The sequence below is a fragment of the Clostridium sp. RTP31139st1_H3_RTP31139_211217 genome (assembly GCF_040227035.1).
Classification (GTDB): Bacteria; Bacillota; Clostridia; order Clostridiales; family Clostridiaceae; genus Clostridium; species Clostridium saudiense.
Map to the genome: position 1 here is coordinate 49,527 of NZ_JBCOAB010000019.1, position 13,369 is coordinate 62,895.

15 protein-coding genes are annotated in these 13,369 nt (G+C 29.4%); all 15 read left to right on the top strand.

The features are described from left to right. The first annotated feature begins 12 nt into the window (after positions 1-12). The 15 genes from rnpM to ABUA17_RS09835 all read left to right on the top strand — a co-directional run bounded on the left by rnpM (position 13) and on the right by ABUA17_RS09835 (position 13,280). Positions 13-279, top strand: a complete 267-nt coding sequence (rnpM, locus tag ABUA17_RS09765; RefSeq protein WP_042393843.1) for an RNase P modulator RnpM — start codon at positions 13-15, stop codon at positions 277-279. Next, positions 272-586: a ribosomal L7Ae/L30e/S12e/Gadd45 family protein gene (locus tag ABUA17_RS09770; protein ID WP_042393846.1), complete on the top strand. Its 315-nt coding sequence runs from the start codon at positions 272-274 to the stop codon at positions 584-586. Before rnpM ends, ABUA17_RS09770 begins: the two co-directional genes overlap by 8 nt. 15 nt (positions 587-601) lie before the next feature. Continuing rightward, complete coding sequence (infB, locus tag ABUA17_RS09775) at positions 602-2,668, top strand: translation initiation factor IF-2 (protein ID WP_055291321.1); 2,067 nt, start codon at positions 602-604, stop codon at positions 2,666-2,668. A gap of 12 nt (positions 2,669-2,680) precedes the next feature. After that, positions 2,681-3,031, top strand: a complete 351-nt coding sequence (rbfA, locus tag ABUA17_RS09780) for a 30S ribosome-binding factor RbfA (RefSeq protein ID WP_042393850.1) — start codon at positions 2,681-2,683, stop codon at positions 3,029-3,031. Between the two features lies 1 nt (position 3,032). Further along, positions 3,033-4,007 carry a DHH family phosphoesterase gene (locus ABUA17_RS09785; protein ID WP_042393853.1) on the top strand — a complete coding sequence of 325 codons (975 nt, stop codon included), beginning with the start codon at positions 3,033-3,035 and terminating at the stop codon, positions 4,005-4,007. A gap of 3 nt (positions 4,008-4,010) precedes the next feature. Continuing rightward, positions 4,011-4,889 (top strand): tRNA pseudouridine(55) synthase TruB, encoded by an 879-nt coding sequence (truB, locus tag ABUA17_RS09790; protein WP_042393856.1) that lies wholly within the window; start codon positions 4,011-4,013, stop codon positions 4,887-4,889. A 12-nt stretch (positions 4,890-4,901) separates the two neighbouring features. Then, the gene (locus ABUA17_RS09795) at positions 4,902-5,840 is read left to right on the top strand and encodes a bifunctional riboflavin kinase/FAD synthetase (protein WP_195951167.1); all 939 of its coding nucleotides are present in this window, start codon (positions 4,902-4,904) and stop codon (positions 5,838-5,840) included. Positions 5,841-6,005: 165 nt separating this feature from the next. Continuing rightward, positions 6,006-6,269 (top strand): 30S ribosomal protein S15, encoded by a 264-nt coding sequence (gene rpsO, locus ABUA17_RS09800; protein WP_042393862.1) that lies wholly within the window; start codon positions 6,006-6,008, stop codon positions 6,267-6,269. Positions 6,270-6,353: 84 nt separating this feature from the next. Continuing rightward, on the top strand, positions 6,354-8,453 hold the full coding sequence (locus ABUA17_RS09805) for a polyribonucleotide nucleotidyltransferase (RefSeq protein ID WP_349817987.1): 2,100 nt from the start codon (positions 6,354-6,356) through the stop codon (positions 8,451-8,453). A gap of 109 nt (positions 8,454-8,562) precedes the next feature. Beyond that, the gene (locus ABUA17_RS09810) at positions 8,563-9,867 is read left to right on the top strand and encodes a M16 family metallopeptidase (protein WP_042393869.1); all 1,305 of its coding nucleotides are present in this window, start codon (positions 8,563-8,565) and stop codon (positions 9,865-9,867) included. A gap of 125 nt (positions 9,868-9,992) precedes the next feature. After that, positions 9,993-10,298, top strand: coding sequence for a YlmC/YmxH family sporulation protein (locus ABUA17_RS09815; protein WP_042393872.1), 306 nt, complete (start codon positions 9,993-9,995; stop codon positions 10,296-10,298). A gap of 22 nt (positions 10,299-10,320) precedes the next feature. Then, the gene (gene dapG / locus ABUA17_RS09820) at positions 10,321-11,529 is read left to right on the top strand and encodes an aspartate kinase (protein WP_042393875.1); all 1,209 of its coding nucleotides are present in this window, start codon (positions 10,321-10,323) and stop codon (positions 11,527-11,529) included. A 37-nt stretch (positions 11,530-11,566) separates the two neighbouring features. Further along, complete coding sequence (locus ABUA17_RS09825) at positions 11,567-11,842, top strand: iron-sulfur cluster biosynthesis family protein (protein ID WP_042393876.1); 276 nt, start codon at positions 11,567-11,569, stop codon at positions 11,840-11,842. 133 nt (positions 11,843-11,975) lie between these two features. Next, positions 11,976-12,425 carry a DUF2383 domain-containing protein gene (locus tag ABUA17_RS09830; RefSeq protein WP_055275153.1) on the top strand — a complete coding sequence of 150 codons (450 nt, stop codon included), beginning with the start codon at positions 11,976-11,978 and terminating at the stop codon, positions 12,423-12,425. A gap of 63 nt (positions 12,426-12,488) precedes the next feature. Next, positions 12,489-13,280, top strand: a complete 792-nt coding sequence (locus ABUA17_RS09835; protein WP_055275151.1) for a hypothetical protein — start codon at positions 12,489-12,491, stop codon at positions 13,278-13,280. The last annotated feature ends 89 nt before the right edge of the window (positions 13,281-13,369 follow it).

Here is a 13,369-nt window from a genome sequence, read left to right on the forward strand (position 1 = left end):
GGGGATTTTTTTATGAAAGTAAAGAAAATACCTTTAAGAATGTGCACAGGGTGCATGGAAATGAAACCTAAAAAGGAACTTATTAGAGTTGTTAAGAGTCAAGATGGTGAAGTTTCTGTTGATTTAACAGGGAAAAAAGCAGGTAGAGGTGCTTATATCTGTAAGGATATAGAATGCTTAGAAAAGGCTTTTAAAGCTAAGAGATTAAGTAGAAACCTTGATGTTGCAATAGATGAAGAAATATACAACAGATTAAGGGAAGAGATAGTTAATGAATAAGTTTTTTAATTTTTTAGGTCTTGCTAAAAGATCAGGGAATTTAATTGAAGGATATAGCAAATGTGATGAGCAGCGTAACAGAATAAAATTTCATCTTGTTATATTAAGTGATGATGCTTCTAATAGTACTAAAAAGAAGTTTAGAAATCACTGCTCAGAAAAGAAAATTCCTCTTATAGAAGGCTTTTCAAAAGAACAACTAGGAAACCCAATTGGGAGAGAGGAAATTAAAGTTTTAGCTGTAACTGATAAAAATATGGCTGAAAAGTTAATATCCTTATACCAAAATGAAGAAGGAAGAAATTAACCGGGGGTGATTTTATTGTCAAAGATTAGAGTATATGAATTGGCAAAAGAGCTTAATGTAAGCTCAAAAGATTTAATAAATTTATTAATGGAAGAGTTTGGTGTTGAAGTAAAAAATCATATGAGTGTAATCGAAGATGAAGATGCTACACTTATAAAGGAATTACTAGGAGATACATCAAATGGTGATTCAGAAGGGAAAAAGAGTCTTGTTGATGAATATGAAGAGGAACTTGCTGAATCACTAAATAAAGGTGTTAAAAAGAAAAAGAAGACTAAAAAAGAGTTAGAGCAAGAAGAAGTGGAAAGAAATGCTGAAGCTGCTTGTGGAGTAATTGAAATTGGTGAAACAATTACAGTTAAAGAATTATGTGAAAAACTTGGAAAACCAACAAATGACGTTATTAAGAATTTAATATTCTTAGGTGTTATGGCTGGTGTAAACCAAGAAATAGATTTTACTACTGCTGAAAAACTTTGTGAAAAATATGAAGTGCTAGTAGAAAAGAAGGAAGAAGAAACTGAATTAGAAGCATTTGAAGAAGATACAGATGTTGTTGAAGAAAATTTAGTTAAGAGACCACCAATTGTTACAATAATGGGTCACGTTGACCATGGAAAAACTTCACTTTTAGATGCTATTAGACACGCTAAAGTAACTGCTAGTGAAGCAGGTGGAATAACTCAACATATAGGTGCTTATACAGTTTCTTTAAATGGAGAAAAGATTACTTTCTTAGATACTCCAGGACACGAAGCTTTCACTGCAATGAGAGCAAGAGGGGCTCAAGTTACTGATATAGTAATATTAGTAGTAGCAGCAGATGATGGTATAATGCCACAAACTAAAGAAGCGATAAATCACTGTAAAGCTGCAGATGTTCCTATGATAGTTGCAATCAATAAGATTGATAGACCAGGTGCAAATGTTGATAGAGTTAAACAAGAATTAACTGAACATGGTTTAGTTTCAGAAGACTGGGGTGGAGATACAATTTGTGTTCCAGTTTCTGCTAAGACAGGAGAAAACTTAGAAAGCTTATTAGAAATGGTTTTATTAACTGCTGAAATGCAAGAATTAAAAGCTGATCCAAATAGAAAAGCTAAAGGAACAGTTATAGAAGCTAAGCTTGATAAGGGAAGAGGAGCTGTTGCTTCTTTACTTATTCAAAATGGAACATTAAATGTTGGAGATTCAATTTTAGTTGGTTCTACTTATGGTAGAATAAGAGCTATGTTTGATGATAGAGGAAAGAAAATTAAGAGTGCTGGACCATCTATACCAGTTGAAATTTTAGGGCTTTCTGAAGTACCAGCTGCTGGAGATAGATTTATTGTTTGTAAAGATGAAAAAACAGCAAGAAATATGGCTGATTTAAGAAAGCAAAAAATTAAGGCTGATAGTCATCAAGCTTCAAATAGAGTATCTCTAGAAGACTTATATAGCCAAATTCAAGAAGGTAAAGTTAAGGAATTAGCTATAGTTGTTAAGGCTGACGTTCAAGGTTCAGTAGAAGCAATAAGACAATCATTAGAAAAGTTATCTACTGATGATGTTAAAGTAAGAGTTATTCATGGTGCTGTTGGAGCAATAACAGAAACTGATGTTACGCTTGCTGCTGCTTCAAATGCATTAGTAATAGGATTTAATGTAAGGCCAGATGGAAATGCTACAGTTCAAGCAGAAAAAGAAAATATCGAGATAAAGACATATAGAATTATATATGATGCAATTGAAGATGTTAAATCAGCAATGATTGGTATGCTTGAACCAGAATATAAAGAAGTTGTAAATGGTAAAGCTGAAGTAAGAATGACTTATAAGATTTCAAATGTTGGAACTATAGCTGGATGCTATGTTACTGATGGAAAAATTGTAAGAAATTCTGAAATTAGAGTTATCAGAGATGGTATAGTTATATTTGAATCAACATTAGCTTCATTAAAGAGATTTAAAGATGATGCTAAAGAAGTAGCTAAGGGTTACGAGTGTGGTTTAAGTGTAGAAAAATTCAATGATCTTAAAGAAGGCGATGTTATAGAATCATTTACAATGGAAGCTATAAAAAGAAAAGAGCTTTAAGAGGTGTTTTAGATGGCTAACTATAGAGGCGGAAGAATAAACGAAGAAGTAAAAAGAGAAATTAGTAATATAATACAAAATGAAATCAAAGATCCTAGACTTACTGCTATGGTATCAGTTACTGATGTTAAAGTAACAAAGGATTTAAGATATGCAAAAGTATTTGTAAGTATATTTGGAAAAGATGATGAAGAAAAGAACAACACTTTTGTTGCTCTAAAAAATGCTAGTGGATATATAAGAAAAGAAATAGGGCAAAGAATTAATTTAAGATATAATCCTCAAATTATATTTGAACTTGATGATTCAATTAATTATGGAATGCATATTGAAGAATTAATTCAAAAGGTAAAAGAAAAGTAATATGACTTTAAGTCAAATTGCAGAGTATATTTTAAAGGGCAAAAAAATAGGCATTACCTATCATGTATCACCTGACGGTGATGCTGTAGGTAGTGTCCTTGCACTTCTTAATGGATTAAAAAGTTTAAATAAGAATTGCTATGTAATCTCAAAAGATAGTTTATCAGATAATTTGAAATTTTTAAAAGGATCTGAAGAAATTCTTGGGAACGTTGTAGAAGCTACAAATGACACTGATATAGTAGTGGTATTAGACTGTGGTAATTTAGAGAGAGTAAGTGCAAATTTAAATGAATTCACTGGTACAATAATAAATATAGATCATCATCTTTCAAATGATAAATACGGAGATATTAATTATATAGATTCAAAAGCTGCAGCAACTGCAGAAATAGTATTTGAATTATTAGGATATATGGGTATTTCTTTTAATGATGAAAATAATAATACTTTAAAAGAAATAGGAACATGCATATATACTTCAATAGTAACTGATACAGGGGCATTCAGACATTCTAATGTTACTGAAAGAACTCATACAATATCGGCTGCTTTAAAGAAAATAGGTGTTGATAATACAAGCATATATCAAAATCTTTTTGATAATAAAGATTTTAGCAGAATAAAATTAATTGGAAAAGCTTTAAGCAGTATGCAACTTATATTAAATGGAAAAGTTGCGTTGTTAGAAATTGATAAAGATTTTACAGCAGATTTAGGAATAGATGTAGGTGATACATCAGATATAATTTCATATGGACTTCAAATTAAGGGTGTGGAAGTAACATTATTACTTAAAGAAGTTGAAGATGGCGTTAAAGCAAGTTTAAGAGCGAAAAGCTACGTTGATGTAAGAAAAATAGCTGAAATTTTTGGCGGTGGCGGTCATGTAAGAGCTTCAGGGATAAAAATTAAAAATATATCAATGGAAGAAGCTAAATATGAAATATTAAATGAAATACAGAAAGAGTTGTAATAGATGAATGGTGTTTTAAATATTTTTAAACCTAAAGGAATGTCATCTTTTGATGCTGTAAGAATAGTAAAGAAAGTTGCAGGAACAGGTAAAGTAGGTCATACAGGAACATTAGATCCAGAAGCAACAGGGGTATTACCTATTTGTATAGGGAAAGCAACTAAAATAATAGATTATATTATGAATTCTGAAAAAGTATATGAAGTAACTTTAAAGTTAGGAATTAGGACAACTACTTATGATTTAGAAGGTGAAGTATTAGAAGAAAAAGATTGTAATCATTTAACAGATGTTGAAATACTTCAAGCTGTTAATAGCTTTATAGGAGAATACTCACAAGTTCCACCGATGTATTCTGCTTTAAAGCAAAATGGAGTTAGACTTTATGAGTTAGCGAGAAAAGGCATAGAAGTTGAAAGAGAAGGAAGATTGATTACTATTTATAATATAGAGGATATTAAAATCAATAATCCTTATATTTCAATGAAGGTTAGTTGTTCTAAGGGTACTTACATAAGGAGTTTATGTTATGATATAGGAGAAAAGCTAGGTGTTTTTGCAACTATGACAGAATTAAATAGAGCTAAAACATCAGTGTTTTCGCAAGAAGAATCAATTAATATAAATGATTTGACAAAAGAAAATATAAATGAATATATATTATCTATGGAAGAAGCTCTAGAAAAGTATGATAAAATTATTGTTCGAGGAAAATATGTTAATCTACTAATTAATGGAGTTAGAGTTGGAGATAATAGATTTACTAACGATAAAGTGATAAATCAGAAGTTATATAGAGTATATGATGAAGAAAATAATTTTATAGGTCTTGGTAAGAAAAATGATTTAGGCTTTAAAATAGAGAAGTTACTAATCACATAGGAGAAAAAATTAATGCTAATATATGATAATAACACTCTTAAAAATGAAGAAAAAAATAATTATATAGCTTTAGGTAGTTTTGATGGATTACATTTAGGGCATTTATCCTTAATAGAGAAAGTAAAAGGTTTAGCTAAAGAAAATAATGGAAAAGCTATAGTTTTTACTTTTAAGAATCATCCTAGAATTTTTCTTAATCCTAATTGCCATATTCAATTAATAATGAGTAATGATGAAAAGATTAAAGTTTTAGAGGAAAAAGGTATAGATATACTAGCATTTAAAGACTTTGACGATGAAATTATGAAAATGATGCCAGAAGAGTTTGTAAAATGGCTTTGTGATTATTATAAAGTTAAAGGTATTGTTGTTGGATTTAACTTTAAATTTGGATATAAAAATTTAGGAAATGTTGAACTTTTAGAAAAACTTCAAGAAAAATATAATTATAAATTATATGTTATGGAACCATGTATGATAAATGATGAGGTTATTAGTTCGACATTAATTAGAAATGAATTATTACAGGGAAATGTAAACAAAGTATTTAATATGTTATCTAGACCATTTATGTTATGTGGGAAGGTTGTAGATGGTAAGAAATTAGGAAGAACAATAGGATTTCCAACAGCTAATTTAGAAGTTAAAGGCAAAAAGGTCATTCCTAAAAAAGGAGTTTATTATACAAATGTAGAAGTAAACGGAAAAATTTTCAAAGGAATTACATCTATAGGGAATAATCCTACAGTTAATGGGATAGACTTAACAATAGAAACCTACATTTTAGACTTTAACAATGATATTTATGATAAAGAAATTAATGTTTACTTTATTGATAGAATAAGAGATGAAGTAAAGTTTAATAATATTGAAGAGTTAATAACTCAACTAAAAAAAGATAAAAAATGTGCTGAAGAAAGAAATATAGCAATATGTCAAAATAATTTATAAACCTAGATTATTAGATAATAAATTCTAAATAGATTTAAAATAATAAATTATGTTTACAAGATAGACGGACTTTGCTATAATATTTCATGAAGAACCTACTTCTAAGATTTGAGGGTGATTTCTCTTTTCCTGGAAATAGGGGATAAAATTACTGGAGGTGTCATTATGGACGCAATAAGAAAGCAAGAATTAATCAAACAATACGGAAGACACGAAGGAGACACTGGTTCACCAGAAGTTCAAATCGCTCTTTTAACTGAAAGAATCAACTCATTAACTGGACACTTAAAAGTTCACAAGAAAGACCACCACTCAAGAAGAGGTCTTTTAATGATGGTTGGACAAAGAAGAGGTCTTTTAAACTACTTAGCTGCACAAGATATCGAAAGATACAGAGCAATAATAGCACAATTAGGCTTAAGAAGATAGTCTTTATAGAGCGGGTTTTATCCGCTCTATTATTTTAAAAAAATTAAAATTGAAGAACCGCAAAACCTGAAGGGAGGTTATTAAATGACTAATGTACTAGAAAAAAATATAGCTGGTAGAACTATGAAAGTTGAATTTGGTAGAGTTGGAATGTTATCAAATGCAGCTATTTTTATGAGCTATGGAGATACAGTTATTTTAACTAATGTTAATGCTTCAGAAAAACCAAGAGATGGGATTGATTTCTTCCCATTAAGTGTTGAATACGAAGAAAGATTATACGCTGTAGGTAAAATACCTGGCGGATTTATAAAAAGAGAAGGTAGACCTTCAGAAAACGCAATTCTTTTCGGAAGAGCTGTAGATAGACCATTAAGACCTTTATTCCCAAAAGGATATAGAAATGACGTTCAAGTGGTTTGTACAGTTGTATCAGTAGAACAAGATAACTTACCAGAAATTCTAGCAATTAATGCAGCATCAATGGCATTATGTCTATCAAGTATTCCTTTTACAACACCAGTTGCAGCAGTGCAAGTTGGTTTAATCGATGGTAATTATGTTTTAAATCCAACATCTAAAGAAAGAGAAGAAAGTATTCTTCAATTAACTGTTTGTGCAACAAAAGAAAGAGTTATGATGATTGAAGCAGGTGGAGATGAAATACCTGAAGACGTAATGATAGGTGCAATTGAATATGGTTTTGAAAAGTGCCAAGAAATTGTTACTTTCCAAGAAGAAGCTATGGCGAAGTTTGGTAAGAAGAAAGATGAACCAGTTTTATATAAACCTAATGAAGAACTTGCAAAAGATATAGAAGAATTTGCAGGTGAAATGATTAAAGAAGCTATGTGGATTACTGATAAAGATGAAAGAAATGCAGCTATGGATTTAGTAAACGATAAAATTACTGAAGAGTTTGCAGAAAAGTATCCAGATAACTTTGGAGATGCTAAAGAAATAATCTACAACATGCAAAAAGAAGTAGTTAGAGATATGCTATTAAATCACTCTAGAAGACCTGATGGAAGAGCATTCGATGAAATAAGAAAAATAACTTGTGAAGTTGATTTATTACCAAGAACTCATGGAACAGGTTTATTTACAAGAGGATTAACTCAAGTTATGACAGTAGCTACTTTAGGGGCTGTTGGAGATATTCAAATTATAGATGGTATAGGTGAAACAGAATCTAAGAGATATATGCACCACTATAATTTCCCAGCTTACTCTGTTGGTGAAGTAAGACAATTAAGAGGGCCGGGTAGAAGAGAAATAGGTCATGGAGCTTTAGCAGAAAGAGCCTTAGAACCACTTATTCCTTCAGAAGAGGAATTCCCATATACCATTAGATTAGTTTCAGAAGTATTAAGCTCAAATGGTTCTACTTCTCAAGCTTCTGTTTGTGGATCTACATTAGCATTATTAGATGCAGGTGTTCCAATAAAGAGACCAGCAGCAGGTATTGCAATGGGACTTATAACATCAGAAGATTTAACTGAAGAAGAAGTTTTAACTGATATTCAAGGAATCGAAGACTTCTTTGGAGATATGGACTTTAAGGTAGCTGGAACTACTGAAGGTATAACTTCTATACAGGTTGATACTAAAATTAAAGGATTAAGCTTTAACGTTATTGAAACGGCAATTAAAAATGCAAGAAAAGCAAGATTACACATTTTAGATAAAATTAATGAATGTATTCCAGAACCAAAAAAAGAAGTTTCTAAGTTTGCACCAAAGACATCTACTATTTCAATTGATCCAGAAAAGATTAGAGATGTTATCGGAGCTGGTGGAAAAGTTATTAATAAAATAATAGCTGATACTGGCGTTAAAATTGATATTAAAGAAGATGGTACAGTATTTGTTTCTTCTCCAGATCATGATGGAGTTAATGAAGCAATAAGAATCATTGAAGGCTTAACTAAAGAGGTTGAAGCAGGTGAAGTTTATTTAGGTAAGGTTACTAAAATTGCTGCATTTGGGGCATTTATAGAAATATTACCTAATAAAGAAGGTCTTTGTCATATTTCTAAGCTTGATAAAAAGAGAGTAGAAAAAGTTGAAGATGTTGTATCTGTTGGTGATGAGATTTTAGTTAAGGTTACTGAAATAGATTCGCAAGGAAGAATAAATCTTTCAAGAAAAGACGCACTTCCACCAGATGAAGTAACTGAATAATTGAAATAGTAAAAGAGAATTAAGAATAATTCTCTTTTTTTTACTATATAGAATAAATATGATAAGATTAAAATAAACTAAAAGCAAACTTATAAAAATGGAGGTAAGTATGTTTAATTTATATACATTAGATAATGGTTTAAGAGTAGTTACTGAATATATTGAACATGTCAATTCTATAAGTGTAGGTATTATGGTTCAAAATGGTTCTAGAAATGAATCAAAAGATGAGAATGGTATATCACACTTTATTGAACATATGTTTTTTAAGGGCACAGAAAAAAGAAGTGCAAAAGAAATAGTTCAAGAGATTGAAAACATTGGAGGGCAAATAAATGCTTATACAAGTAAGGAAACTACTTGTTATTATATAAAGGCTTTAAATACTCATGCAGATTTATGTTTAGAAGTAATTTCTGATATGTTATTAAATTCTAAATTTGATGAAGAAGAAATTGAAAAGGAAAAAGGTGTAGTAATTGAAGAAATTAATATGAGCCAAGATAATCCTGAAGATGTATTAGACGAAATACATTCTGAAGCTATTTTTGGAAATAATTCGTTAGCTTATCCAATTTTAGGTACACCAGATAGAATTAGGTCTTTTAATAGAAAGAAAATAAAGGATTATATTAGGACTCATTATACACCATATAATTCAGTACTTAGTATATGTGGTAAGTTTGATGAAAAAGAATTAAGGAAACTTATTGAGGAATATTTTGGTGGATGGAGTAAAGATGATATCTATAAACCAACATATGAAGATATTATACTTAAAAATGATAGTAAGTATTGTGAAAAGCAAATTGAACAAGTGCATATTAATCTTGGACTAAATGGATTACCATATGCTAACGATAAATCCTACTCATTAGTATTATTAAATAATATTTTCGGAGGCGGAGCATCATCAATACTTTTCCAAAAAGTAAGAGAAGAATTAGGATTGTGTTATACAATTTATTCATATATGCAACCTTACTTAGGTGTTGGGACTATGAATATTTACACTGGATTAAGCAATAAGTATTGTGATAAAGCAATAAGTGTTATTAACGAACAATTGCAAAAATTTGCCAGAGAAGGTATTAGTAATGAATTATTAGAAATTAATAAAGAAAAAATAAAAGCAAATTATATTTTAGGGTTAGAAAGTACGTCATCAAGAATGTTTGCTAATGCAAAATGCTTTTTATTACAAAATAAGATAAAAACTCAAGAAGATGTTATTGATAGAATTAACAAAATCGATCAAAATGACATAAACTATGTATTGGAGAGATGTTTTAAACCAGGAATAATCAGTACAGCTTTTGTTGGGCAAGGTGTTGAGGCAGAAAAACTAAATACAATTTTAGAAAATTCTAAAGTTTCATATAAGAATAGTACTGATGAAAAGTTTTTATTGTAAGTTGCAAATATAGTTGATATATTAGTTATGTAAAGTTGGTATTTGAAGGTTTTATGTTCTAATCCTTAAAGTAATATATTATCAAACTGATGCATAATATTATGTATAACAAGGAGGTAATTATCATGAAGGATTTTGAATATTATGAAAAGAAACCAGAAAGTAAGATAAGAAATTTAAGTGAATTAGAAGGATATGAAATTTTTAATCTTGAAAGTGCAGAAAAATATGATACTGCTTCAAATATTGATTTTGTAATAGATGAAGATGGATATCTTAAATTCCTGGTGGTTGGTATTAGTGCAGGTAAGTTTAGCTTCTTTGGTAGCAAAGAATACGTTGAAATACCATGGGAATGTGTAACGAAAGTGGGAACTAATGTCATAGTAATCTCTGCTGAGGAAGGAAAGATAAAGAGAGCGAGAGCTTAGAAAACTTAAGGGGGAAGATTCCTTGGATATTATAGTGCAAAAGTTCGGAGGAACATCTGTATCAACAGAAGAAAGAAGAAAACAAGTAATAAAGAAAATAGGAAAAGCTATTGAAAGTGGCTTAAAGCCAGTAGTAGTTGTATCGGCAATGGGGAGATTTGGAGAACCCTATGCTACAGATAGCCTATTATCACTTGTAGATAGTAATTTTAAAGATAATAATAAAAGTGCTCAGGATTTATTAATGTGCTGTGGAGAGATAATAAGTTCTGTAGTAATGTGCAATGATTTATATAAGCACGGAATAACTGCTGTTCCATTGACAGGAGGTCAAGCGGGAATAATAACTGATGATAACTTTACTGATGCGAAATCAATTAAAGTTGATACTACTAATATAATGAAAGTATTAGAAGCTGGCAAAGTACCGGTTATTACAGGATTCCAAGGTGTAACTGAAGATGGCTTTTTCACAACATTAGGAAGAGGAGGCAGTGATACATCAGCGTGTATATTAGGTGTTGCTTTAAAAGCAAAAGAAATTGATATATATACTGATGTAGATGGAATTATGACCGCTGATCCAAGGGTTGTTGAAGATGCTTCACTTATAAATGAGATTTCTTACAATGAAGTATTTCAATTAGCTGATCATGGTGCTAAAGTAATACATCCTAAGGCTGTAGCATTAGCTAAGAAAGGAAATGTACCATTAGTTATTAAAAACACAATGAATGACTGTAAAGGTACAGTGATAAAGAGTAGTGTTTCAGAAGAAGAAAAGAGATTAATTTCTGGAATTACTCATTTAAATAATAGAATTCAGGTTAGAGTAAGATTATCAGATAATAGAGATAAAGGTTCATATAAAAATTTATTAGAATTGCTTGCTAAAAATCATATAAGCTTAGATTTAATTAACATTTTCCCTGAACATCAAATGTTCACAATAGATGCTTCTGAGAAGAAAAAGCTTGATGAAATAATGAAAAAAGCTGAAATTAAATATACTATAATTGAAGGTTGTAGTACTATTGCTATAGTAGGAGCTGGTATGAATGGTGTTCCAGGTGTAATGGCAAGGATAATAAATACTTTAACTAGTAATGAGATTGAAATTTTACAAACAACAGATTCTAATATGACAATATGGTGTTTAATTTACACTAGTAAGGTAAAAGATGCTATAAGATTGCTTCATGATGAATTTAACTTAGGTAGTGCAAAGTAAAATTATATTATTATAAAAATACTTAGGAGGAAGTAAAATGGAATTTACTTTTGATGAAAAAGCAAAAAATGCATTAAATGAGCTTATAGAAAATAGTTCGGAAGAGTATGTGAGAATAAAGGTGTTTTATGGATGTGGAAGACCAGCATATGATTTGTATCCAGATTTTAAGAGTGATGAAGATGAAGAAGTTATAATTAGTGGAATAAAATTCGTAGTTAATAAAAAAGATGTTAGAGCTTGTAATAAGCTTGAAATTAAATATGATAAAGAAGTATTTAATAAAGGATTTTATATACGTGATTTAGATTAATAAAAAGGGTATGCAGAAATGCATATCCTTTTTTGTATAAACACTAATAAAAAATATTTAATTTTTTGATGATTTTATAAATAATATTTTTTATAATGGGAAAAATAATGTAAAAAGTATAGAGGTGATAAAAATGAGAGATAAGGTTATAAAGGAATTAAATAAATTTTTGACAGGAGTTCATATGGGAGGAGCTACATTTAAGGATTATTTAGATAAAGCTGAAAATTTAGAGTTAAAAAGCACATTAAAAGAGATAATAGAATCATTTAAAAAACATGAGGAAGCAATTACACATAGAATAGAAGAATTAGGTGGAAATGCAAGTGATTCATTGGGGATAAGAGGAAATATAGCAGAAGCTTTTGAAAAAATTAAGCTTATTCCTGTAGATACTGACTGTGAAGTTTGTGAACATGCGATAAAAGCAATGGAAATGGGAAATAAAAATGCAAATAAATTTATTGAGGAAAATGAAAATATGGAAAAAAGTATTTTAAATGATATTTATGGTGTAGTTAAAGATTATGATAATCATTTAAATAAATTAAAAAATTTACAAAGTAAGTTATATAATTATTAGTGAAATTTCCTGCAACATGTTGTATACTTAGTGAGAGAAAATTAGGATTGTGAGGAAGTTTTTATGAAAAAAATTAAAAGATTATTAACGATATTGTGCCTTGTTTCTATTATTTCTATTTTGCTTATAGGTTGTGGGAAAAAAGTAGAAATGGTTAGAGTTAGCACTTCAGAAGAGGTGTTAGAATTATTTAATAAATATAATACAGAAAATAATATTGAAGAAATGGTTAAGTTGTACTCTGATGAATATATAGATTATATAGGATATGATGCAAATAAAATAATAAATATGATTAAAAATAACAGAAAAGATGCAACTATTAATTCATCAACTACAAAAAGTATAGAAGAGATTAATGAAAATTTAAAAAAAGCAGTAGTTAATATTAATGCAGTAATTAATGGTGAAGAAACAAATGAAGATTATGTTTATGCATTAATTAAAGAAGAGGATGGATGGTCAATTTCACCGGATGGAATAAGTGAATGTATAAATTTTGATGTTCCTGCAAATAAAGAAAAGGAATTAAATTTAAATTTAATGAAAGAAGCTGTTTTATTTGATGGAGCTTTAATTCGTGTAGATTTATATAATGATACTAGCAATTCTTATATATTTGGAACAAAAGATGACAAAACACAAATTATTGTAGAAACTACTGAAGGTACTTTTACAAGTGAAGTAGAAGAGCCACAAGAGATAAGTAAAAGAGTGAAAAGCTATTTTATAGCTAAAATTCAAGATTTAAAAGGTGACATAAAAAAAGTTACAGTTACATCAATATATGAATTAGATAAAGAGGGAAATGTAATAGTAGATAGTAAAAGAGATATTGTAGCTTACAATAAATAATATAGAAAATGAAGCTGTCGCAATAGCGGGTAAAAAAATCCGCTAGCGATAGCTCTTTTTCTATATTTTCAAAAAAATAATTGTACATT

What these genes read in the sequence shown, in the direction of transcription:
- truB (WP_042393856.1), top strand. Translation starts at nt 4,011, where the DNA reads ATGAATGGTGTTTTAAATATTTTTAAACCTAAAGGAATGTCATCTTTT.
- ABUA17_RS09825 (WP_042393876.1), top strand. Translation starts at nt 11,567, where the DNA reads ATGGAATTTACTTTTGATGAAAAAGCAAAAAATGCATTAAATGAGCTT.
- rpsO (WP_042393862.1), top strand. Translation starts at nt 6,006, where the DNA reads ATGGACGCAATAAGAAAGCAAGAATTAATCAAACAATACGGAAGACAC.
- rnpM (WP_042393843.1), top strand. Translation starts at nt 13, where the DNA reads ATGAAAGTAAAGAAAATACCTTTAAGAATGTGCACAGGGTGCATGGAA.
- ABUA17_RS09785 (WP_042393853.1), top strand. Translation starts at nt 3,033, where the DNA reads ATGACTTTAAGTCAAATTGCAGAGTATATTTTAAAGGGCAAAAAAATA.
- ABUA17_RS09815 (WP_042393872.1), top strand. Translation starts at nt 9,993, where the DNA reads ATGAAGGATTTTGAATATTATGAAAAGAAACCAGAAAGTAAGATAAGA.
- ABUA17_RS09770 (WP_042393846.1), top strand. Translation starts at nt 272, where the DNA reads ATGAATAAGTTTTTTAATTTTTTAGGTCTTGCTAAAAGATCAGGGAAT.
- ABUA17_RS09810 (WP_042393869.1), top strand. Translation starts at nt 8,563, where the DNA reads ATGTTTAATTTATATACATTAGATAATGGTTTAAGAGTAGTTACTGAA.
- ABUA17_RS09805 (WP_349817987.1), top strand. Translation starts at nt 6,354, where the DNA reads ATGACTAATGTACTAGAAAAAAATATAGCTGGTAGAACTATGAAAGTT.
- ABUA17_RS09830 (WP_055275153.1), top strand. Translation starts at nt 11,976, where the DNA reads ATGAGAGATAAGGTTATAAAGGAATTAAATAAATTTTTGACAGGAGTT.
- ABUA17_RS09795 (WP_195951167.1), top strand. Translation starts at nt 4,902, where the DNA reads ATGCTAATATATGATAATAACACTCTTAAAAATGAAGAAAAAAATAAT.
- rbfA (WP_042393850.1), top strand. Translation starts at nt 2,681, where the DNA reads ATGGCTAACTATAGAGGCGGAAGAATAAACGAAGAAGTAAAAAGAGAA.
- ABUA17_RS09835 (WP_055275151.1), top strand. Translation starts at nt 12,489, where the DNA reads ATGAAAAAAATTAAAAGATTATTAACGATATTGTGCCTTGTTTCTATT.